Here is a 22265-nt window from a genome sequence, read left to right as displayed (position 1 = left end):
TCGTAGTATTATATCTATAAGAAAATTTATTATTTTTTAAATTTTACATATTTACAATTCCTAAATACATAGACAAGCAAGAGTGAGCAGTCTTTTTTATTGTCGAGTGGATAGTATTTCTACTATAATGGAGAAAAAAGTAAAAGGTGAGCAGTATGAAGAAAAAGAAACAACGACAAATGCAAAGACAATCGCAAATGAATCAGCCGGAGAAAGAATCACTTACACTTGGTGATCAATTAAATGCTTCTCTCATGCAACAATTAAAGAATAAGAAGAAAGAGTTGCAAGTGAGAGAAGAGAAAAAAGAGGCAGAAGAGCAAGAAAGAAAGCGTAAAGAACAAAGAGAACGTGAAAAGAATAAATCATTTGAAGAGCTATTAAGTGAAAGTAACCTTACTTGGAAAGACTTTAAATAATAAAAAAATCATCAGTGAAATTGTACTGATGATTTTTTTGACGGCTTAATTAGAAAAGGGGAATTGGAATGAGAAAAATTGTAGTAGTTCCGTATGAAAATCATTGGGGTAAGAAGTTTCAACAAGAAGCAAAAAGGTTAAAGGAAGCAATGCCAGAATCCGTTAAAGTACATCATATTGGTAGTACATCTGTACCAGGGCTCGCAGCAAAGCCAATCGTTGATATGATAATGGAAGTAGAGAGTATTGAGAAGGTAGATCATTGGAACAAACAATTTGAAGATCTAGGATATATTGTAAAAGGGGAAAACGGTATTCCAGGGCGTCGCTTTTTCATTCATGGAACTGAGGAGAACAGATCGTATCACTTGCACGTATTTAAAACAGGAAACCCAGAAATTACGAGACATTTATCTTTTCGTGATTATATGATGGCACATTGCGAAGAAGCAGAGGCATATGCAGCTTTAAAGAAAGAACTAGCAGAAAAATATACATATGATGGAACTCAGTACACAGAAGGAAAAAGTGAGTTTGTACGTAACGTTGATGAAAAAGCGAAAGAGTGGATAGAAAATAACGTGAATGATTGAGTTCACGTTATTTTTTTAGGCAAAGGGGGGAGAAGGCATGAAAAAGATTATGATTATTGGTTCTGGTGGATCTGGTAAATCGACTTTTTCAAGGGGATTAGGGAAGAGGTTACAAATTCCAGTTTATCATCTTGATGCTTTGAATTGGAAAGAGAATTGGGTATTAGCAAGCCGTGAAGAGCAAATAGCATTACAAAAGAAATTGGTGAAGAGGGATTCATGGATTATTGATGGGAATTATGGCGGTACTATGGATGTAAGGTTAGAGAATGCAGATACAATTATGTTTATCGACTTGCCGAGAATACAGTGTTTATATCGAGTTATAAAAAGAAGAGTTCAATATCATAATAAAACACGTCCTGATATGGGCGAAGGGTGTGAGGAAAGATTAGATTTTAGTTTTTTGAAGTGGGTATGGATGTATCCGAAAAAACAGCGTCCAGCTATTTTTAAAAAAATGCAAGATATCTCTTCTGAAAAAGAGGTGATTATTTTTAAATCGTCTTCTCAAATAGGGAAGTTTTTAAAAGTTTTATAAAATTATTATGTAAACTGTACGTATGTTTTGACTTTTTTCATGAAACTTGTTCAAATAAAGTGAGGCTATAGAACTTACAGGAAAGAAGAAGGAGGAACTCTGGTGTATATTCCAACAACAACACTTCATAATGGCGTAAAAATGCCAATGATTGGCTTAGGTGTTTATAAAGCAAAAGAAGGTGAAGAAGTAAAAGAAGCGGTAAAAACGGCTTTAGAAGTTGGATATCGCTCTATTGATACAGCGACTGTATATGAAAATGAAAGCGGTGTCGGGGAAGCCGTTCATGAATCAGGAATTCCGCGAGAAGAATTATTTATTACGACTAAAGTTTGGAATGATGATCAAGGGTATGAGACAACACTTCAAGCGTTTGATAAAAGTTTAAAGAAATTACAAATGGATTATGTAGATTTATATTTAATTCATTGGCCGATAAGAGGAAAATATGTAGATACATATCGTGCATTAGAAAAATTATATGAAGAGGGGAAAGTACGTGCAATTGGTGTTTCTAATTTTCATAGGCATCATTTAGAACAGTTATTGCCAAATTGCAACGTGAAGCCGATGGTGAACCAAGTGGAACTTCATCCAATGCTTGCGCAATTTGAATTACGTAATTTCTGTCAAAATGAGCAAATTCAAATGGAAGCATGGAGTCCGTTAATGAGAGGCGGCGAAGTATTCCAGCATCCGATTATTCAAGAAATTGCTAGGAAATATGGGAAAACACCTGCACAAATTATTTTACGATGGGATATTCAAAGTGGGATTGTAACGATTCCTAAATCTGTTACACCATCTCGCATTCAAGAAAACTTTACTATTTTTGATTTCGCACTAACAGAAGAAGAAATGAAACAAATTGATACGTTGGATCGCAATTTACATGTTGGAACAAATCCTGATAAATATGATACGCTATAAAAACATCCATGATTTTGCAATCAAATCCCTTGAACAAAAAGAAGAAAAGAGGTTTCTTTTCGAGGATGTTTTCTAGTAGAATTAGGGAAGATTGATGAATCTTCCCTTTTAAATATTTTTAATATTTTGAAGTTTTTATCGTTACGTGAGAGTGGGACGAACTTGGGGAATTTTATAATAGAACCGCTGTGCTTTATAATTATACGTATAAACCACTTAAAGTTATTAAATATGGAAATTTGGCTTTAGATATTTTTGAAAAACACCCAGGGCACGAAATCAAAGTGGGACTGTGGAAAAACTTACTAGGTGGTATTTGTGTATATTTGGAGCAATACGAAGAGTCAGAGGAATATTTTACAGCTGCAATCGATATTCTTCAAAAACAAGGCGCAGAAGAATTGATTTTACGTGTTCGTAACAACATTGGCTGGCTGTACAATTTAATTAGAAATAACAAAAGAGACTCCATTCCAGGGTCTCTTTTGTTATAGGGTAAATGACTTATATTTTCTTTTATTGTAGCACATTCGTTTGGAAAAAATTACTATTTATTTTTTACTGTTAAAAGTGGTTTCCGTTTTTAGTTTAATGATTGGTATTATACAAATGATATATGTAAGCTATATCGTTGTAACGTCGTATTCGTACTGTTTAGATCATAAATTAATCTTGCTGCAAGCGTATTTGTTTAAATAAAATTTTACATCTCGTGATGAAAGAATAATGTAAAAGAATAGAAAGACAGTGGAATTCCTTTCTTCTTCTTTCTGAATCGTTTCTACAATCAGATCAAAGTGTCCACTATACACGTTCTGAATTTCTGAAACGAGTGAAAGAAATGGGAATCAGACCATCTATGTCACGTAGAGGCAATTGTTTAGACAATGCGCCAATGGAATCCCTTTCTGTGTCATATGAAAGATGAATTAGATTGTAAAGGTTGTCAAACATTGGGATCTCTTTAGATCGCTATAAAACATTATACGGAAATTACAATTATAACTGTTATCAGTTGACATAAAAAAAGATGGCTCCGTTAGAATACCGAAACCATTTTTTTATTGCTTGATTTTTTAGGGTACAGTTCAAATGTAGTAGCGTCTTTTTAACGGTGTAATGCATATGTATCACGTTTAACAGCTGTCTGAAGTTGTTTATATTCTTCAACAGTTAACAGAGATTGATTGCTAGCTTGTACATTTTCTACTAGTTGGTTTGTAGAGCTAGCGCCAGGAATAACAGCTGCAACTATTTCGTTATGTAAGCAATATTGAATCGCCGCCCCAGTTAAAGATCTTTCTTTCGTAATTTCTTTTACATTGGTTAATGTTTGTTTTAATTCATTATAAGAATAGGAAAGATAATCTTTTTCTTTTACTTTTTCAATCTTTGTTTCATTATTGTCAGTTAACAATCCTTTTGCAAGTGGTCCACGTGCAATGATACTAATTTGATGTTCTTTAAGCATGGAGAACCATTCTTCTGGACGGCGATTTAAGAGACTATATTCCATTAATATACTGACAATATTTGAACGCTTCGCATATTCACGAATGACATTTGGGCGGATAGAAGAAATGCCGTAATAACGAATGATACCTTCTTGTTTTAACTCTTCGAAAGCCTCAATTGTTTCATCTATAGGATCTTTAATCGTTCCGCCATGTAGTTGATATAAATCAATATAATCTGTTTGTAGTCTTCGTAAACTCTCTTTTACTGCAGTCTTTATATAAGTTTTAGAAGGATCCCAAGACCAGCCGTTTTTTTCTTCGGTCCAGCGGTTACCCACTTTCGTTGTTAGAATGATTTGATCACGTTTTCCTTTCAAAGCTTTTCCAACAAATTCTTCATTTAATCCATAATCATATAAATCCGCCGTATCAAAAAAGTTAATTCCTAAATCGATGGCTTCATGGATAATACGCATAGCTTCAGTTTCATTAGTACCGAGAGACATGCAGCCAAGTCCCATTTCCGTAACATATAAATCTGAATTTCCTAATTGCCGTTTTTTCATAAGTCAACCTCCTTATCTTTATTGTACGAAAGCAAAAGGAGGTTGACAAACGTTTACTTTTCTTTTGCTGCAATCCACTCTTGAACGGTTGTATACTCTTTTCCGTACTGTTTTAACTTATTTCGAATCTGCCACGCTTTACCGACCAACGTGATGCGATTTGGTAAAATGTAAATTTTCATTTTTATCACGCTCCTTTCAGTGTGGTAAAATGTATGAAGAACGATTAGGAAATAGAACAGGGAGATGAAGTATTGTGAGTAATCTTGCAGAGAGAACTGTGAAAACTGAACCGATTTTTGATGGTAGAGTTATTAAAGTTCGTGTTGATGAAGTAGTATTACCAAATGGGGAAATGAGTAAACGTGAAATTGTAAATCATCCTGGTGCAGTTGCTATTATTGCTGTTACAGATGAAGGGAAAATCGTACTTGTTGAACAGTATCGTAAGGCGCTTGAAAAGGCGATTGTGGAAATCCCTGCTGGGAAGTTAGAACTTGGAGAAAAACCAGAAGTAACAGCGGTTCGTGAATTAGAAGAAGAAACAGGATATGTATGTGAGAATATGGAATTTGTTACATCTTTTTATACATCACCAGGTTTTGCAGATGAGATCCTGTACGTATATAAAGCAACGGGATTAAAGCAGAAAGAGAATAAAGCAGCTTTAGATGAAGATGAATTCGTAGAATTAATGGAAGTATCATTAGAAGAGGCAATTTCATTTATGGAAAATCAACGCATTCATGATGCGAAGACGATGTTTGCTGTGCAATATTTACAATTACAAAAATAAACACTCGCCTTAGGCGAGTGTTTTTTAATTAATCTTTGCGTATACACGTGTATCACGTAAGCTGCCGTCTGGCGCAAGGAAATCATTTTCCATCGTACCTTCTAAAATAAATTCAAGACGTTCTGCCAAGGTACAGGCATTTACGTTAGTTGCATCACAGCGGATTTCAAGTCGTCTAGCACCTAGTTTATCGAAAGCAAACTGGACAGCACCTTTTACAGCTTCTGTCATATAGCCTTGCTTCGTATAAGCGCTATGTAGCCAGAAGTGAAGAGAAAACTTTGGAATATCCCAGTTTTCAGGCTTGAGAGTGATAGCTCCGATGAATGTGCCAGATACTTTATCATATAAGTGGAAAGCAAGTGTTTCACGAAGTAAAAATTGTCCGTGAGCCTTACGAACGTTTTCTTCAGCACTTTCCTCTGTTTCAGATGTAATTGGCATCCAAGGTAATAAATCTTCTAGAGAAGCTTGAATTGCTTCATATACTTCTGTACCATCACCAGGAAATGGTTTACGTACTTGCAAGCGCTCAGTTTGAAATAATGTTGGAAAATCTAATAATAATGGTTTCAAGAGAAATCCCTCCTATTCTCTACTATTTAGTTTAGCAAAGTAGAGCGGAATTTCAATGTTAATTCGTCATACTTTTTTCCTTTCTTTCATACATTTTTAGTAAGAGTGTGAACGGAGGGAAGCAAAATGTGGCGAAAAACTTGGCAAGACCGTGTAATTTCTCATATACAAGAAAATTCTTCGCTTTACATATTTAATTCTGTTTTATTATTGATGGGAGTAATATTTGGAGCGATTCTTGTGAATAGTTTACAAATAAATCAAAAGCAAGATTTATCATTTTATTTGAATCGTTTTTTTGGACAAGTCTCCAAAGGAGAATTTGCAATTGCGGGTGAAATGTTCCGAGAAAGTTACTTTTCGCAATTAAAATACATCGGATTTATTTGGATTTTAGGAATTTCTATTATCGGATTGCCACTTATTTTTATTTTATTATTTTTAAAAGGAGTAGTAGTTGGATTTACAGTAGGCTTTTTAGTGAGTCAACATGGATGGAACGGGTTATTATTAGCGTTTGTTTCGGTACTACCACAAAATTTAATTATTATTCCAGCGTTTCTTGTCATGACAACAATTGCTGCAAGTTTTTCTTTACGGATGATCAGGCATCAATTTATTCGGAAAATTACGGAACCGCTATTACCGCTGTTAATTCGTTACACTTGCTTTTTTCTTATCATTGGAGCAGTATTAGCTCTTGCTTCTAGTATAGAGGCATATGCCTCACCAGTTTTAATGAAAGAAGTCGTGGAAGCTATCAATAAAAAATAAATACTATGTGAGAATAATTATCAACTTATTTTCATTGTTTTTTCTTTTGACAGAAGCCCTTCTTCTGATATAATGGTGTAAGAGTGGCGAGGAGGGAGTAGTACCGAATGGAAGAGAGAATTGAACGAATTAAGAAGCAATTGCATGCAGCGAGCTATAAATTGACACCACAACGTGAAGCAACAGTTCGTGTGCTGCTAGAAAATGAAGAAGATCATTTAAGCGCAGAAGATGTTTACCTCCTTGTAAAAGAAAAGTCGCCAGAGATCGGATTAGCAACCGTCTATCGAACTTTAGAATTATTATCTGAGTTAAAAATTGTCGATAAGATTAACTTCGGAGACGGTGTTTCACGCTATGACTTACGCCAAGAAGGTGCACAGCGTTTCCACCATCATTTAATTTGTACACAATGCGGTGCTGTACAAGAAATACAAGAAGATTTACTTGGTGAAGTGGAGAAAAAAGTAGAACGAGACTGGAGCTTTAAGGTGAAGGATCATCGTTTAACGTTCCATGGGATTTGTAAAAATTGTCAAGAAAATGAAACGGATGAAAAATAACCTTTTCCTATTTATCTAGGAAGAGGTTTTTTATTTGAATAAGGTATAAATCGATGAAAGCTTGGCATATGTTGTAATAACTTATAATTTGGAGGAGTTTACAATGCGCCGAGCTTTAAAGTTAACTTTTGATGGAATGAAAGTATTTTTATTATTTACAAGTTGTACGATTTTGTTTTATTTCGCTATACTATGGATAAATGAAGAATATGAAAGTTACCATCGTTATGAAAAGCCAAAAGAAGAGACAGTAGAAAAAGTATCAGGGAATGAGGAACCGGCAAAGGATGCTTTCGTAAATAGAATGATGTTTTTCTATGAAAATGGGGAGTAGTGTAGATTGGAAGATCAATTAAAAGATTTTATTCATTATATGATTGTGGAAAAAGGGCTAGCAAAAAATACAGTTGTATCTTATGAAAGAGATTTGAAAAGTTATGTAAAGTATTTGCAAAATGTGGAGCAAACGAAAACGTTTCACGAAGTGACGCGTGTGCATATTGTTAATTTTCTGCAGTATTTAAAAGAGAATGGAAAATCTTCAAAAACATTAGCACGACATATTGCATCCGTTCGCTCGTTCCATCAATTTTTACTTCGTGAACGAGCAGTGGAGCATGATCCATCTGTACATATTGAAACGCCACAAGGGGAACGGAAATTACCAAAAGTATTATCAGTGGGGGAAGTAGAAGCGTTACTTCAAACACCGAAAGCGACGAGTGCATTCGGAATTCGAGATAAAGCAATGTTAGAGTTATTATATGCGACAGGATTGCGTGTTTCAGAATTAATTGCGCTAAATTTAGATGATGTACATTTAACGATGGGATTTGTTCGCTGCATTGGGAAAGGGAATAAAGAAAGAATTATTCCATTAGGCAGTTTAGCGACGGAAGCGATTCAAAGGTATATTGAAAAAGGTAGAAAAGAATTAATGGGAAAGAAGGCGGTGGATGCGCTCTTTTTAAACCATCACGGTAATCGGTTATCAAGACAAGGTTTTTGGAAAATCTTAAAACGTTTAGCAAAAGAAGCGAATATTGAAAAAGAGCTTACACCGCATACGTTACGCCATTCTTTCGCTACGCATTTATTAGAAAATGGAGCGGATTTACGTGCTGTACAAGAAATGTTGGGACATGCAGATATTTCAACGACACAAATTTATACACACGTTTCAAAAACTAGATTAAAAGATGTATATAAACAGTTCCACCCGAGGGCATAATAATTATGCTCTTTTTTCATAGATTAAATAAGAGTAAGCACTTCACAAAAACTTCACAAACATTTCGTACATTGTTTTCAGCAGAAGACTAGAATATTACAATGTATTTCCTCTATACTAAGTAAAGTATGAAGGAGGAAACGAAGATGAAGAAACTAGTTATTACGTTATTTATCGCGATGCTAGCATTGGCTGGCTGTAATACAAACAAAGAAGAACCAAAGAAAGAAAAACTTGAAGAAGTAAAAGTAGCTGTTCAAACAAATCCGAAAGAAATTAAGCCAGGTGAAAAAACAGAAGTACAAGCACTTGTTACACAAGGAAAAGAAAAAGTAACAGATGCTGACGATGTGAAGTTTGAGATTTGGAAAGATGGCGACGAAAAACATGAAATGTTAAATGGTAAGCATAAAGGAAAAGGTGTTTATGCTGTAGAGAAAACATTCCCATCTGATGGTGTATACCATATTATTGCACATACAAATGCACGTGAAATGCACGTTATGCCAGAAGTAAAAGTTGCTGTAGGTAATGCGAAAGTGGAAGATGCGAAGAAAGAAAATAGTAGTCATGAAGCAGGCCATGGTGATCATAAGAGCGATACAATGATTCATCTGATGGCTGGTGATGTAAAAGCAAACGCTGAATCAACGATGAAAGTCCACTTAAAACAAAAAGAAGAAGCGTTAACTGGCGCTGAAGTACAGCTTGAAATTTGGAAAGATGGCGTTGAAAAACATGAATTTATCCCTGCAAAAGAAGGGGATAAAGGAGAGTATGTAAGTAAACATACATTTAAAGAGAATGGTGCTTATAAAGTGAAAGTTCATGTAAGAAAAGGTGAACTACACGAACATAAAGAAGAAACAGTAGAAGTAAAATAAAAAGTAGCTCCTTGGAGCTACTTTTTATTTTTATATTACGAAATAAGTCACAAAATGATTAGCACTTCTTTGCAGAATGGATTACAATAGAAAGTGTAAGGAAAATGAGAAATTCTACGAAAATGTATTAAAAAGAAAGCGTAAACATGTTATGATATTAGCATCAGATGTCTGACATCTGACTTAGAGAAAACTGGAAAGTTTTTGATTCGTTTGAAAGTAGAACGAAAAAGATCAGAGAATGACTTAAAGAAGTGCTTTTTGATAAGGGGAATGAAAGAGAATTCTCATTGATAACAGTTTCACTTTACAACGTTTTGAACATACTACAAGAAGTAGAACTGAACATATAGGAGGTTGTGCAGTTATGAATAAATATAAACGTATTTTCCTAGTCGTAATGGACTCTGTAGGAATCGGAGAAGCACCAGATGCTGAACAATTTGGTGATGTAGGTTCTGATACAATTGGTCATATTGCCGAACATATGAATGGATTAAAAATGCCAAATATGGTGAAATTAGGGCTTGGTAATATTCGCGAAATGAAAGGAATCTCAAAAGTAGAGAAACCGCTTGGATACTATACAAAAATGCAAGAGAAGTCTACAGGAAAAGACACAATGACAGGTCACTGGGAAATTATGGGTCTATATATTGATACGCCATTCCAAGTGTTTCCTGAAGGATTCCCAAAAGAATTACTTGACGAATTAGAAGAAAAAACAGGCCGTAAAATTATTGGTAATAAACCAGCTTCTGGAACAGAAATTCTAGATGAGTTAGGTCAAGAACAAATGGAGACAGGTTCTCTAATCGTATATACTTCTGCTGATAGCGTATTACAAATTGCAGCTCATGAAGAAGTGGTACCACTTGAAGAGTTGTATAAAATTTGTAAAATTGCACGTGAATTAACATTAGATGAGAAGTATATGGTAGGGCGTGTAATTGCTCGTCCGTTCGTTGGGGAACCAGGAAACTTCACACGTACACCAAATCGTCATGACTATGCGTTAAAACCATTTGGTCGTACAGTAATGAATGAATTAAAAGATAGCGATTATGATGTGATTGCTATTGGTAAAATCTCTGATATTTACGATGGAGAAGGAGTAACAGAATCTCTTCGTACAAAGTCTAACATGGACGGAATGGACAAGCTTGTAGACACATTAAATATGGACTTTACAGGCCTTAGTTTCTTAAACTTAGTTGACTTTGATGCATTATTCGGACACCGTCGTGATCCAGAGGGATATGGTGAAGCATTGCAAGAATATGATGCACGTCTTCCAGAAGTATTCGAGAAACTAAAAGAAGATGACTTATTATTAATTACGGCAGACCACGGTAATGATCCAATTCACCATGGTACTGATCATACACGTGAATATGTACCATTATTAGCATATAGCCCAAGCATGAAAGAAGGCGGACAAGAGTTACCACTTCGCCAAACATTTGCTGATATTGGTGCAACTGTAGCGGAAAATTTCGGTGTAACAATGCCAAAATACGGAACAAGCTTCTTAAATGAGCTAAAGAAATAGGGGGATAAAAAAATGAATCGTGAACTTATTACAAAATCAGCTTCATACTTAAAGGACAAATTTCAAGAAACACCACAAGTGGGACTTATCTTAGGATCCGGATTAGGGGTATTAGCAGATGAAATCGAAAACGCAGTAACAGTACCATACAGCGAAATTCCTGAATTCCCTGTATCGACTGTAGAAGGTCATGCTGGTCAGCTTGTATTCGGTACACTTCAAGGTGTTACTGTAGTAGCGATGCAAGGACGTTTCCATTTCTACGAAGGATACGACATGCAAAAAGTAACATTCCCAGTTCGTGTTATGAAAGAACTAGGTGTAGAAACAGTTGTTGTAACAAACGCAGCTGGTGGTGTAAATACATCATTTGAACCAGGCGACCTTATGTTAATTTCAGATCATATTAACTTCATGGGAACGAACCCATTAATCGGACCAAATGATTCTGAAATGGGCGTACGTTTCCCTGATATGTCTACATCGTATACGAAAGAGCTTCGCGAAATGGCGAAACAAGTTGCAGCAGATTTAAATATTAAAGTACAAGAAGGTGTATACGTTGGAATGACAGGTCCTGTATACGAAACACCTGCTGAAATCCGTATGCTTCGTACACTTGGCGGAGATGCAGTCGGAATGTCAACAGTACCGGAAGTAATCGTAGCGCGTCATGCTGGTATGAAAGTACTTGGTATTTCTTGTATTTCAAATATGGCTGCTGGTATTTTAGATCAACCACTTCATCATGATGAAGTAATTGAAACGACAGAACGTGTTAAAACTAATTTCTTAGCATTAGTAAAAGCAATCGTAAAGCAAATGAAGGGGTGAGTTCACAATGAGAATGGTGGACCTAATTGCGAAGAAACGTGATGGACATGCATTAACGACAGAAGAAATTAACTTTATTGTTGAAGGATATACAAAAGGTGATATTCCAGATTATCAAATGAGTTCACTCGCAATGGCGATTTTCTTCCAAGATATGAATGAACAAGAACGTGCTGATTTAACGATGGCAATGGTAAATAGCGGCGATACAATTGACCTATCAGCAATTGAAGGGGTAAAAGTAGATAAGCATTCAACAGGTGGCGTTGGTGATACAACTACACTTGTGTTAGGTCCATTAGTAGCTGCTTTAGATGTACCAGTTGCTAAAATGTCAGGCCGTGGTTTAGGACATACAGGTGGTACAATCGATAAATTAGAGGCAGTACCAGGATTCCATGTGGAAATTGAAAATGACGAATTTATTCGTCTTGTAAATGAAAATAAAATTGCTGTTATCGGACAAAGTGGAAACTTAACACCTGCTGATAAAAAGTTATATGCACTTCGTGACGTAACGGCGACAGTAAACTCTATTCCGCTTATTGCGAGTTCTATTATGAGTAAAAAAATTGCTGCAGGCGCAGATGCAATTGTTCTTGATGTAAAAACAGGTGCAGGTGCATTTATGAAAACGGATGAAGATGCAAAGCGTTTAGCAGAAGCGATGGTACGTATCGGTAATAATGTTGGTCGTAAAACGATGGCAGTTATTTCAGATATGAGTCAACCACTAGGTGAAGCAATTGGTAACGCACTTGAAGTACAAGAGGCGATTGATACATTACAAGGTAAGGGGCCGAAAGACTTAGAAGAGTTATGCTTAACGCTTGGCAGTCAAATGGTATACCTTGCTGGACAAGCTTCTTCTTTAGAAGATGCGCGTGAGAAATTAATTGAAGTAATGAATAACGGAAAAGCATTAGAAGCGTTTAAAACGTTTTTAGCGGCTCAAGGCGGAGATGCTTCTGTTGTTGATGATCCTTCTAAATTGCCACAAGCAGCATTTAAAATTGAAGTTGAAGCAAAAGAAGACGGTTACGTATCTGAAATTGTTGCGGATGAAATTGGCACAGCAGCAATGCTTTTAGGTGCAGGACGTGCAACGAAAGAATCTGAAATCGATTTAGCAGTTGGACTAATGCTTCGTAAAAAAGTAGGCAATAGCGTGAAAAAAGGTGACTCACTTGTTACAATTTACGCGAACCGCGAAAACGTAGAAGATGTAAAAGCGAAAATTTATGAGAACATGAAGATTGCTAAAGACCATGTGGACGCACCGACGTTAGTGCATGGTATTGTAACGAAGTAATGAAAAAAGCTAAGGAGACTTCTCCTTGGCTTTTTTTACTATTTTTTGTTTATAATAATAATGGGTGAAATTATGATTAGAATTTGTGCAATAACGAAAGAAGATGAAGTGTTATATGATGTTTCCCTAGAAGAAATGCAGAAAGAAAACATCGTATGGTATTGGCTTGATTTATATAAGCCAACGAAAGAAGAGTATACATATATTTTACAAGACCATTTTCGATTCCATCCCCTTGCAATTGAAGATTGCGTAGAATATGTACAGAGGCCAAAGGTAGACTTCTATGATGGATATAATTTTTTAGTTCTCCATGCATTTGGAGAGGATGGATTAGAGCCACATGAAATCGATTTATTTGTTAGTGATCGATATATAGTCTCTTTCCATTTCTCTCATAATAATGCGATTGAAAGAGTATGGAAAACACTCGGTGAGAAGAAACGTATTAAGAAGAGTCCTTTACATGTAGCACATACGATTATTGATCAAATCGTGGATGATTATTTTGCACCTGTTTACTATATTGAAGATCATTTAAATGCAATCGACGATAATTTAACAGGTGAGACAGCAGGGAGTGTGCTAGAAGAAGTATTTGATATTCGTACGGATTTATCTAAGCTTCGACGTACCATTATTCCGATGCGCGATTTATTGTATCGTATTTTAAATTCCACTCGTTTTTATGGTATAAGCGATCATGAAATTTATTTTAAAGATATACATGATCATTTGCTCAAACTGACGGAGATGATTGAGGCAAGCCGAGAATTAACAGCAGATATTCGGGACAGCTATTTTTCACTGAACTCGCACCATATGAACAATATTATGAAAACATTAACTGTATTCTCGACTATTTTCATGCCATTAACATTCATTGCCGGAGTGTACGGAATGAACTTTGCTCATATGCCAGAGCTCGGCGGACAGTATAGTTATTTTATTTGTTTAATGATTATGGCGCTAATTGGCGGAGGCATGATGGCTTGGTTTTATAAAAAAGGATGGTTTAAGTAAAAAAACACCGAGGGATTCCTCGGTGTTTTTTACTAACCAATAGCGTGTAATACAAACATGGCTAAAAATAGGCATGTAATGATATACATAGATGGTGCGACTTCTTTACGCTTTCCAAGAGCAACTTTTAAGAGAGGATAAGCAATAAATCCGAACGCAATACCATCAGCGATACTATATGTGAGCGGGATCATAACGATAATTAAAAACGCTGGGAATCCTTCTGAAAAATCGTTCAAAGGAATTTGTTGAATGCTTGTAATCATCAAACCGCCAATAATAATTAAGATTGGTGCAATGGCACTATCAGGAATTAGTTTGACAAACGGAAGAGCAAACAGTGATGCGAAAAATAACATCCCTGTAACGATAGACGTCAGACCTGTCTTACCGCCTGCAGTAATACCCGCGGCACTTTCTACTGTTGAAACGGTAGGGCTTGTGCCAAATAGACCACATGTCATTGCTGAAATAGCATTTGCTTGGTAAGCACGTGGGAATTTACGATCATCTTCTAATAAACCATGTAAAAGTCCCATGTTCTCAAAAATAAGCACCATGCTTAAGGAGAATGTTGCAATCCAAAACGGTAAGGAAGAAAGTTTCCCAAATGACATAGCTCCAAATACATCTCCGTAATTAGTAAATGAAAATGAGCTATTTCCTACTTGGCTTGTATCAACAAGGCCGAATAGCCATGCAATACCAGTTCCAATTGCAATCGTCCATAAAAAGTTTCCACGTACATTACGAATAAATAACACAAGTGCAACAATTAGAGTAAGTAATGTCGCAAGAACGACAGGGTTACTTAATTTCCCCATTGCAACAGCGGTGTTCGGATTCGAAACGACTAAACCACCTTTTTGCAAACCGATGAAAGCTAAAAATAAACCGATGCCGACAGTAATGGCTTCCTTTAATGACTTTGGAATCGATAACGAAAGCACGCGAGCAATCGGTGTAAACGCGGCAATTGCAAAAATAATACCGGCGATAAAAACAGCTGCTAATGCTTCTTGCCAAGCTAGACCGAGCGTATGCACAGCAGTGTACGTGAAGAATGCATTTACACCCATACCAGGTACAAGGATAGCAGGTGCATTTGCCCAAAACGCCATCATTAGACATCCGACAAATGAACTGAAAACAGTTGCCAAAATTCCTGCTTCAAGAGGAATGCCGGCATCTGATAAGATTGACGCATTTACAATCATAATATAAACGATTGTGAAAAATGACGTGACTCCAGCTAAAATTTCTTGTTTTGGTGATGTTTGGTGTAAGTCTAATTTAAATGTTCTTTCAAGTATTCCTTTCATGTTAAACCTTCTTTTTCATATCCCTCTCCCACCCGTGATATCCCTTTTGTAAGAGCTCACCGTCCTTTATTATATCAGAACATGATGTTTTTACAACAATGAAAATGATAACGGTTACTTAAAAATTAAAATACATTATAAATACGTAAAAACAGCTCGGATTGAAGAGATAATTTCTAACTCCCCTGATTGAATGGGGGGAGCTGCCTGAGCATGTAAAGTAGCATAGGATGTAATTTCTCTTGGCAATTGAGCAGATTCTTCAACGAGTGAGAGTGGCACAGGATTAATGTTTAAATTATATGAATTCGCAATTGTACGAGCTTTTTCTACTGCTTGTTGCAGGGCTTGAATGAGAGCTTGCTCATAATACTTATTTGGATGAGATATTCGAAAACGTAACCCTTTTGCTACATTTGCTCCATTTGTAACAGCTATATCATATACTTCCCCTGCTTTTTGCACATTTAAAACGGTAATTTCATACAAATGCTCCACACGGTAGCCTTGCAGTAATGCTTTATCATTTACATATTCGTATTGTGGAGTAATCGTATAAGAAATGGTTTCTATATCTTTATCGGCAATACCAAGCTGTTTCAGCGCATCAAGTAATTGTCTAGACTGCACTGCATTTTCCTCTTGCGCTTGTTTTACGTTTTTATGGTCTGTTCGGATTCCAAGCGTTAATATAACAACATTTGGTTTTGCTTTTACAACGCCTTCACCTTGTACAGTAATAGTAGCTTCTTTACCAGTATTCGTCGTACGGGCATTATGTAAATACGGATTCATTCCACCTTGCATTTACGCTCACCATCCTTTTTTATATGTATATGTGTGAACAAAAAAGAAAATCGTATGAAAAAAGTTACATAAATGAGAATCAAGAGGAAAGAAAGCATATACAACATAGGTATTTATAGATTATAATATGTATAAATATGATAAAAAAGGGACGAGGCTAGTGAACGAAAAAAGAGAAACACTGATTTTAGATTTATCTGCATCATTTCGAAAGATGATACGTTTATTACAAAATGATATTAATACACGTTTTTCAGAGCATATGCCATATAATGAATTCTCTGTATTACGTGCGTTGTTTTTAAAAAGTCCACAAATGGCTTCGCAAATTGCGAGTGAAGTAAACGTAACCTCCAGTCATATTACAGCTGTAACAGATCGTCTCGTACGAAAAGGGTTTGTAGAGAGAAAGCGTTCTAATTCAGACCGTCGTATCGTGTATTTAGAAATTACAGAACACGGAAGAGAAGTAACGGAAAAACTTGAAGCTGTGCGTAAAGAATATTATAAAGAGAGATTTAAAGGTTGGAGCGACCAAGAAATAGAAATGGTTTTAGAGTTATTTGGCCGCGTATTATAATAAATGAGGATAGGAAGCAAAAGCTTTCCTATCCTTTTTCTTTTGAATAAAAATATTTTGAAACTCCGATACTTTAATTAAAAAGAATCGGAGGGGAAATTATGAAATACATGATTGTAATTGCTGTTGGAGTTGGAATCTTTTTCTGTCTTAATACATTCACGTATGCTGATACACCTATTGAAGTTGTACAAAAAGAAGTAAAGTACATTGAAAATGATAACACTGTCTTATATTCAAAATTATGGGTTCGTTCCATGCAAAATGCAGTATTATTCCACCACAGTGATAATATTCGTAAGCAAGATACATTGCGTAATGTAACAAGTTCATCGCTCGTTAAAGCGAAGCAATTGCCGTTTAAGAAAGCAGCTACTTACATTCCAAGATTAGCGCAATATGTATCAAAAGCTGGTAAAGAAAATATTCAAGTGTACTACATTGCGGTGCACTATAATGTGAAAAAAGAAAATGCGTATCAATTAAATGGCATGAACTATTTTCTACAAGTGTTTCTGAAAGAGCGCGGAGAATGGAAAATTACTGAAAGTGTAGTCGCACCAACAGAGCAAATTGTACAAAATGGTGATGGATTTGGAATGAAAGAAGAGATGGTGTATGGGGATAGGAGAGAGAATGTGAAGTAACCTCCTCTAAGTGAGGAGGTTACTTCGTATGGAGTAATGATTTTTTTATTTTAATCCTAAAGAAAATCTTTTCTTTAATATGCGAGATAACACGAGGTAACTAATTAGACCAGTTAAGAAAAAGCCAATATAATACCCAACTATTGAGTTTATTCCTCCTATTAAACGCCCACCAAATAGGGCGAAGCAAGCTACAGTACATACTATAAAAGGCTTGTGGAGTTTTGAGAATAAAAGTAATTTACCGTTTTGTTCATTGGGTGATCGTGTATATAAATAGGTACCTAAAGGTAATAAAACAAGTATATACATAATTGTGCTTAATAAGTTCCAAGCAGAAGGTATTTTTGAAAAATTAGGTTCATTTATTCGTTTTCCGTTTTCATCTGTATAAGCTGATTGTGGATCATAATCGAATCTAATCTCTAAGTCTTCAATAGGTGAAAGTATACCTACATGTGATGAAGCTGATACGTATTGATTTTCAATGTTATAAGTTTTCTCGTGAGTTCCGTACAGGTGAACTGAAATAACCCCAGCAAAAAGCAATGCCAATCCGTATGGTAAAATAAACATAATACCAGTGAGTACACTTTGGGAAAATATGTTGGCAGTTATTGTTCCCATAAATAATGCTAAAGTATAAATAGCGATTAGCACAATGGCTGTATAAAGAAAATAGGAATGAAATGGCGAAAATAACTGGTATTTATTATGAAAGGTCGTCTTTTTTAAAATTGTGAAAAGTCCCCAATTTATTGTATAGACAGCAATAATGTTAAAAACCCCTAATAACCATTTTGTAAGAAATATATCTCTTCGCTTAAAAGGCATTGACCATAAAGATTCCATGGTTTGGTTATGGCGCTCCCACCCAATTAGCACGCATGCTAAAGCAATAATTACTATTCCTTGTACAAGTAAATGGTCTTCAGGGCTAAGGAAATATTGATAATAGTATTTGATTTTTTTCGTGGTAGTTTGTGAAAAATGAAAGGCCTTCGCAGCATCTAAATAATATTTATAAGATAGTGTATAGAAGCTAGTAATCCAAAAAAGCCAAATGAAATATTTTCCTTGTTTATAGCTTTGTAACCATAATGCTTGTTGAAACATAGGATCTCTCCTTTATAAAACTTTATAATTTGTAAGACGTGAGAGTGCAAAATAGCTGATGTTTCCAAATAAAATCAACCCGAAATAATAGCTAAATATCAAATCAAAATAGTGCAACATGCTCCCACCGATTAAAGCGAAATAGAAAGTTGTCCCAAAAATCCATAGTTTTTGTTTCTTTTGAAATGAAAATACTTTTTTATTATTTTCATTAGGTGAATGCTTATATAAAATAAATCCTAGTAATAAGAAGCATATTGTATATAGAATGGGTACTAGCAATATTTTAGGGGAACTATAGTTATAAAATACAGGTCCTTTCTCTTTATTTGTTTGGTTCCTCATATCATAATTATATCGAATACTAAAATTATGTATGGGAGCAAGAATTTCTGTTTGTTTGTCTAAATGATAGACTGCTTCATATTTATTTGAAGAATGTGCTGTATCCATATTTAAATGTGCATCATAAAAAGAGAAGAGCAAAGAAAAAATCCCATACCCTTTGATTAAATATAAAACACAGAAGGTACCTTGAGAAATGATACTTCCTGTAAAAGTTCCAATACACAAAGCTGTAGTATAGAGTGCAATATAAGTAATAATTGCATAGAAAAAGTATCTATGGAAAAAGCTGAATGACTGAAATTCAAAGTGAATTGTCGTTCTATATACAAAGTACATTAGAGCCCAACATAGCAAAAAGCATGTGACAATGTGAATAATGCCAAATAACCATTTTGAAAAGAAGATGGTGCTACGTTTAAAAGGCATTGCCATTAAAGAGTCACTCAACTTTATATTGCTACGTTCCCATCCAATCATTAAGCAAGCTAGTGTAATGATAGAGAGGATAATGATAGATTTGTCATCTGAAAAATAGTAATCGTAATAAAATTCTCCAGTTGGATTATATTTATAGAAAAAGTTCATCTGTTTTTGAGATTCCTTATAGTATTGATAAGGAAAGACATACATACAAACTAAAAACAGTATTAGTATCGCATATTTCCCGCGCTTCCAATTCGACATCCACAACGCCCTATGAAACATACCCATCCTCCTCAAGTGTCGTAACGAAGACATCTTCGAGTGACATCGCTAATTCTTCAATGAGTATTGGTTGTTCCTTGTAAAACTTCTCCAGTGTTGCAGCTACGTTTCCTTCAATTAAAATCGTATATACTTTTCCCGTTTGATTTAATATTTTAATATTGCTTAAGTTTTCAAGTTTTTGAGGTAGTGATCGCTCGTAAGCGACTTGAATTTTGGCATAGCGTGATTTTGCATCGTCTAGTGATGTAATAGAAGCTACTGTATGTCCTTTTAAAATAATGATTGTATCTGCGATTTTTTCAACTTCATCTAAATGATGAGTAGAGATAAAAATCGTAATCTCTTTTTCAGCTACTTCTTCAACGAGAAATTGTAGGATTTGTCTTTTAACAATAGGGTCAAGTCCATTTGTCGGTTCATCTAAAATGATGTATTCCACTTTTGCAGAGAAAGCTAAAATAATAGCAAGTAATGCTTTCATTCCTTTTGAATAACTACGAATTCGCTTGTTTGGTAAATTAAAGCGTTCTAATAGTTGATAGAAATATTGCTCATCGAATGCTGTATAAACGGCTTTGTAAAACTTCACGATCTCTTTTACTGTATATCCATTCAGTATGTTAGTAGAATCAGGAACGTAAACAACCTTTTGCTTAATCTCAGGGTGTTTATGAACATCTATATCCTCATATGTAATAGTTCCTTCATCCGGGTCTAAAATTCCAACCATCGTTCGTAATAAAGTTGTTTTCCCTGCACCGTTTCTACCGAGCAATCCGACGATACTACCTTTTTGTAATGTGAAAGAAACATCGTCTAAAATTGTTTGATTATCAATTATTTTCTTCAAGTTTGTCACTTTCAGCATCTGTACTTCCTCCAATCTCTTTGTAGTATGAATCTATCCAATCGTGAATTTTATCTTTCGTAATCCCAAGATAAGAGGCTTCTAGTAATAATTGATGAAATTGCTTTTCAACCATAGCGATTTTCCTTTCGTCTAATGTTGGGGTAATCGATTGGGATACAAATGTTCCTTTTCCTCGTAACGTTTCAATAATCCCTTGTCGCTCTAACTCTTGATACGCTTTACTAACTGTATTTGGATTTATAACGAGCAATGAAGCGAGCTCGCGTACAGAAGGAAGCTTATCATTTGGAGCTAGCATGTTTTTCAATACGAGTTCTTTTATATTTCGAACAATTTGTTCCCATATCGGAGTGTTGCTTCTTGGATCAAGTTGAATATGCAAGAGCAATGTCTCCTTCCTAATATGCATTAAGTGTACTACTGTGTGTAATACACTTAATACAATAAAGACATTAATCTCCGTTGTCAACAGAAAATAATAGAAAAATATGGTATAAAAACGTATTAAATGGAAAAAATAGGTTTGATATAGAATGGAGGGTTAGTCATGAAGCGAGTTTTTGGAATACTTGTTTGTTTCATGTTATTGCTTTCTGGTACTTCAGTTAGTTTCGCACAATCCGAGAAAACGAAAACGGAGAAAACAGAAGGGGAAACAACGCCGAAGTTAGCTGAGCAAGCATCATCAGCAATCGTCATTGAGCAAGATACGGGTAAAGTTTTGTTTGAGAAAAATCCGAATGAAAAATTACCACCTGCTAGTATGACAAAGATTATGACAATGTTATTAATCATGGAACAAGTTGAAAAAGGGAAATTAAAACTAGACGATAAAGTACGAGCAAGTGAACACGCAGCTTCAATGGGTGGGTCGCAAATCTTTCTAGAGCCTGGGGAAGAAATGACAGTCAATGAAATGTTGAAGGGAATTGCGATTGCATCTGGAAATGACGCATCTGTCGCGGTTGCTGAGCATATCGCCGGTTCAGAAGAAGGTTTTGTCAATATGATGAACAAAAAAGCGAAGGATTTGGGACTGAAGAATACGCATTTTCAAAATCCAACAGGACTTCCAGCGAAAGATCATTATTCCACAGCAAATGATATGGCAATTATGGCGAAAGAATTAATGAAGTATCCGCTTATTCGAAAATACACAGGAAAATATGAAGATTATTTACGTGAAAATACGGATAAAAAGTTTTGGCTTGTTAATACAAATAAGTTAGTTCGTTTCTATCCAGGAGTAGATGGAGTAAAAACGGGTTTTACAACAGAAGCAAAGTATTGTTTAACGGCATCAGCTGAGAAAAATGGAATGCGGGTTATTTCAGTTGTAATGGGTGCACCTACATCAAAAGAACGCAATAATCAAGTGACGAAGCTCCTTGATTATGCATTCGGACAATATATGACAAAGAAATTGTATACACGCGGTGAAAAGATCAAGACTGTACAAGTAGGAAAAGGTAAGAAGGAAAAAGTAGATTTAGTTGCATCAGATAATGTATCGCTTCTTATGAAAAAAGGCGAAAATATGGACAAAGTAAAGCAGGAAGTTATCGCAGAAAAGAAAGTGAAAGCACCGATTAAAAAAGGTGATGCGCTTGGGACACTTGTTATTAAAAAAGATAAAAATGTTTTATTAAAGCAGACAATTGTAGCAAAAGAAGATGTTGAGGCGGCAAGCTGGTGGGAGTTATTTAAAAGAAGTTTTGGGATGTTTTCAACATCAAAATAGCGGCAAAGATTTTGCCGCTTTTGTGTGCGTATTTGTAGAATAATTGCTGAAAGCTTCACATTATGGCGAAATAG

Annotated in this window: 27 protein-coding genes; 18 read left to right on the top strand and 9 right to left on the bottom strand. The window is 35.3% G+C overall.

The genetic code is table 11. From position 1 onward, the window contains the following. Window positions 1-155: 155 nt before the first annotated feature. From DJ93_RS06050 to DJ93_RS06030, 5 genes are all read left to right on the top strand, one after another. The gene (locus DJ93_RS06050) at window positions 156-419 is read left to right on the top strand and encodes a YqkE family protein (RefSeq protein WP_042979684.1); all 264 of its coding nucleotides are present in this window, start codon (window positions 156-158) and stop codon (window positions 417-419) included. A 68-nt stretch (window positions 420-487) separates the two neighbouring features. Then, complete coding sequence (locus DJ93_RS06045; protein WP_042979683.1) at window positions 488-1012, top strand: GrpB family protein; 525 nt, start codon at window positions 488-490, stop codon at window positions 1010-1012. Between the two features lie 37 nt (window positions 1013-1049). Continuing rightward, complete coding sequence (locus DJ93_RS06040) at window positions 1050-1553, top strand: DNA topology modulation protein (RefSeq protein ID WP_042979682.1); 504 nt, start codon at window positions 1050-1052, stop codon at window positions 1551-1553. A gap of 102 nt (window positions 1554-1655) precedes the next feature. Beyond that, window positions 1656-2483, top strand: coding sequence for an aldo/keto reductase (locus DJ93_RS06035; RefSeq protein WP_042979681.1), 828 nt, complete (start codon window positions 1656-1658; stop codon window positions 2481-2483). 188 nt (window positions 2484-2671) lie between these two features. Next, window positions 2672-2977: a tetratricopeptide repeat protein gene (locus DJ93_RS06030; RefSeq protein WP_042979680.1), complete on the top strand. Its 306-nt coding sequence runs from the start codon at window positions 2672-2674 to the stop codon at window positions 2975-2977. Window positions 2978-3591: 614 nt separating this feature from the next. Here the strand turns inward: DJ93_RS06030 and DJ93_RS06025 are convergent. After that, a complete protein-coding gene (locus tag DJ93_RS06025) occupies window positions 3592-4506 on the bottom strand; it encodes an aldo/keto reductase (RefSeq protein ID WP_042979679.1) in 915 nt (304 codons plus the stop codon). 53 nt (window positions 4507-4559) lie between these two features. After that, a complete protein-coding gene (mciZ, locus tag DJ93_RS06020; protein ID WP_042979678.1) occupies window positions 4560-4688 on the bottom strand; it encodes a Z-ring formation inhibitor MciZ in 129 nt (42 codons plus the stop codon). A 74-nt stretch (window positions 4689-4762) separates the two neighbouring features. On the opposite strand from mciZ, the gene DJ93_RS06015 reads away from it, so the two are divergent. After that, entirely contained in the window at window positions 4763-5302 is a 540-nt protein-coding gene (locus tag DJ93_RS06015; protein WP_042979677.1) for an NUDIX hydrolase, read from the top strand. A 24-nt stretch (window positions 5303-5326) separates the two neighbouring features. Here DJ93_RS06015 and DJ93_RS06010 read toward each other — a convergent pair whose 3' ends face one another. Continuing rightward, window positions 5327-5878: a GNAT family N-acetyltransferase gene (locus DJ93_RS06010; RefSeq protein ID WP_042979676.1), complete on the bottom strand. Its 552-nt coding sequence runs from the start codon at window positions 5876-5878 to the stop codon at window positions 5327-5329. Between the two features lie 156 nt (window positions 5879-6034). Here DJ93_RS06010 and spoIIM point away from each other — a divergent pair, with 156 nt between their 5' ends. From spoIIM to corA, 9 genes are all read left to right on the top strand, one after another. Further along, window positions 6035-6652, top strand: a complete 618-nt coding sequence (gene spoIIM, locus DJ93_RS06005; RefSeq protein WP_241484341.1) for a stage II sporulation protein M — start codon at window positions 6035-6037, stop codon at window positions 6650-6652. Between the two features lie 107 nt (window positions 6653-6759). After that, a complete protein-coding gene (gene fur, locus DJ93_RS06000; protein ID WP_042979674.1) occupies window positions 6760-7215 on the top strand; it encodes a ferric iron uptake transcriptional regulator in 456 nt (151 codons plus the stop codon). Window positions 7216-7318: 103 nt separating this feature from the next. Then, window positions 7319-7549, top strand: coding sequence for a YqzK family protein (locus DJ93_RS05995; protein WP_001250436.1), 231 nt, complete (start codon window positions 7319-7321; stop codon window positions 7547-7549). A gap of 6 nt (window positions 7550-7555) precedes the next feature. After that, window positions 7556-8446 (top strand): site-specific tyrosine recombinase XerD, encoded by an 891-nt coding sequence (xerD, locus tag DJ93_RS05990; RefSeq protein ID WP_042979673.1) that lies wholly within the window; start codon window positions 7556-7558, stop codon window positions 8444-8446. 146 nt (window positions 8447-8592) lie between these two features. Beyond that, window positions 8593-9330, top strand: coding sequence for a FixH family protein (locus DJ93_RS05985; RefSeq protein WP_042979672.1), 738 nt, complete (start codon window positions 8593-8595; stop codon window positions 9328-9330). 367 nt (window positions 9331-9697) lie between these two features. Continuing rightward, window positions 9698-10882, top strand: a complete 1185-nt coding sequence (gene deoB, locus DJ93_RS05980; RefSeq protein ID WP_042979671.1) for a phosphopentomutase — start codon at window positions 9698-9700, stop codon at window positions 10880-10882. A gap of 12 nt (window positions 10883-10894) precedes the next feature. Beyond that, window positions 10895-11716: a purine-nucleoside phosphorylase gene (locus DJ93_RS05975; RefSeq protein ID WP_042979670.1), complete on the top strand. Its 822-nt coding sequence runs from the start codon at window positions 10895-10897 to the stop codon at window positions 11714-11716. A gap of 7 nt (window positions 11717-11723) precedes the next feature. Continuing rightward, window positions 11724-13028 carry a pyrimidine-nucleoside phosphorylase gene (locus tag DJ93_RS05970; protein ID WP_042979669.1) on the top strand — a complete coding sequence of 435 codons (1305 nt, stop codon included), beginning with the start codon at window positions 11724-11726 and terminating at the stop codon, window positions 13026-13028. 60 nt (window positions 13029-13088) lie between these two features. Further along, entirely contained in the window at window positions 13089-14051 is a 963-nt protein-coding gene (corA, locus tag DJ93_RS05965; RefSeq protein WP_042984152.1) for a magnesium/cobalt transporter CorA, read from the top strand. Window positions 14052-14083: 32 nt separating this feature from the next. Here the strand turns inward: corA and DJ93_RS05960 are convergent, their stop codons facing one another. Then, the gene (locus DJ93_RS05960; protein WP_042979668.1) at window positions 14084-15373 is read right to left on the bottom strand and encodes an NCS2 family permease; all 1290 of its coding nucleotides are present in this window, start codon (window positions 15371-15373) and stop codon (window positions 14084-14086) included. A gap of 135 nt (window positions 15374-15508) precedes the next feature. After that, entirely contained in the window at window positions 15509-16180 is a 672-nt protein-coding gene (locus tag DJ93_RS05955) for an SIMPL domain-containing protein (protein ID WP_042979667.1), read from the bottom strand. 160 nt (window positions 16181-16340) lie between these two features. On the opposite strand from DJ93_RS05955, the gene DJ93_RS05950 reads away from it, so the two are divergent. Continuing rightward, entirely contained in the window at window positions 16341-16760 is a 420-nt protein-coding gene (locus DJ93_RS05950) for a MarR family winged helix-turn-helix transcriptional regulator (protein WP_042979666.1), read from the top strand. A 101-nt stretch (window positions 16761-16861) separates the two neighbouring features. After that, window positions 16862-17407 carry a hypothetical protein gene (locus DJ93_RS05945; RefSeq protein WP_042979665.1) on the top strand — a complete coding sequence of 182 codons (546 nt, stop codon included), beginning with the start codon at window positions 16862-16864 and terminating at the stop codon, window positions 17405-17407. Window positions 17408-17452: 45 nt separating this feature from the next. Here the strand turns inward: DJ93_RS05945 and DJ93_RS05940 are convergent, their stop codons facing one another. The 4 genes from DJ93_RS05940 to DJ93_RS05925 are packed head-to-tail and all read right to left on the bottom strand — an operon-like array spanning window position 17453 to window position 20832. Beyond that, window positions 17453-18523 (bottom strand): ABC transporter permease subunit, encoded by a 1071-nt coding sequence (locus tag DJ93_RS05940; protein ID WP_042979664.1) that lies wholly within the window; start codon window positions 18521-18523, stop codon window positions 17453-17455. Window positions 18524-18535: 12 nt separating this feature from the next. Beyond that, the gene (locus DJ93_RS05935; protein ID WP_042979663.1) at window positions 18536-19576 is read right to left on the bottom strand and encodes a hypothetical protein; all 1041 of its coding nucleotides are present in this window, start codon (window positions 19574-19576) and stop codon (window positions 18536-18538) included. Next, window positions 19566-20447, bottom strand: a complete 882-nt coding sequence (locus DJ93_RS05930) for an ABC transporter ATP-binding protein (RefSeq protein WP_042979662.1) — start codon at window positions 20445-20447, stop codon at window positions 19566-19568. The genes DJ93_RS05935 and DJ93_RS05930 overlap by 11 nt, the downstream gene beginning before the upstream one ends. Continuing rightward, window positions 20413-20832 carry a GntR family transcriptional regulator gene (locus DJ93_RS05925; RefSeq protein ID WP_042979661.1) on the bottom strand — a complete coding sequence of 140 codons (420 nt, stop codon included), beginning with the start codon at window positions 20830-20832 and terminating at the stop codon, window positions 20413-20415. Before DJ93_RS05925 ends, DJ93_RS05930 begins: the two co-directional genes overlap by 35 nt. 165 nt (window positions 20833-20997) lie before the next feature. Between DJ93_RS05925 and dacF the strand changes: the two genes are divergently transcribed. Continuing rightward, window positions 20998-22191 carry a serine-type D-Ala-D-Ala carboxypeptidase DacF gene (dacF, locus tag DJ93_RS05920; RefSeq protein ID WP_042979660.1) on the top strand — a complete coding sequence of 398 codons (1194 nt, stop codon included), beginning with the start codon at window positions 20998-21000 and terminating at the stop codon, window positions 22189-22191. The last annotated feature ends 74 nt before the right edge of the window (window positions 22192-22265 follow it).

Origin of the sequence: Bacillus clarus (assembly GCF_000746925.1) — a bacterium.
Classification (GTDB): Bacteria; Bacillota; Bacilli; order Bacillales; family Bacillaceae_G; genus Bacillus_A; species Bacillus_A clarus.
Note: the sequence above shows the minus strand (reverse complement) of the source record. Positions and strands in the feature narration are given on the sequence as shown.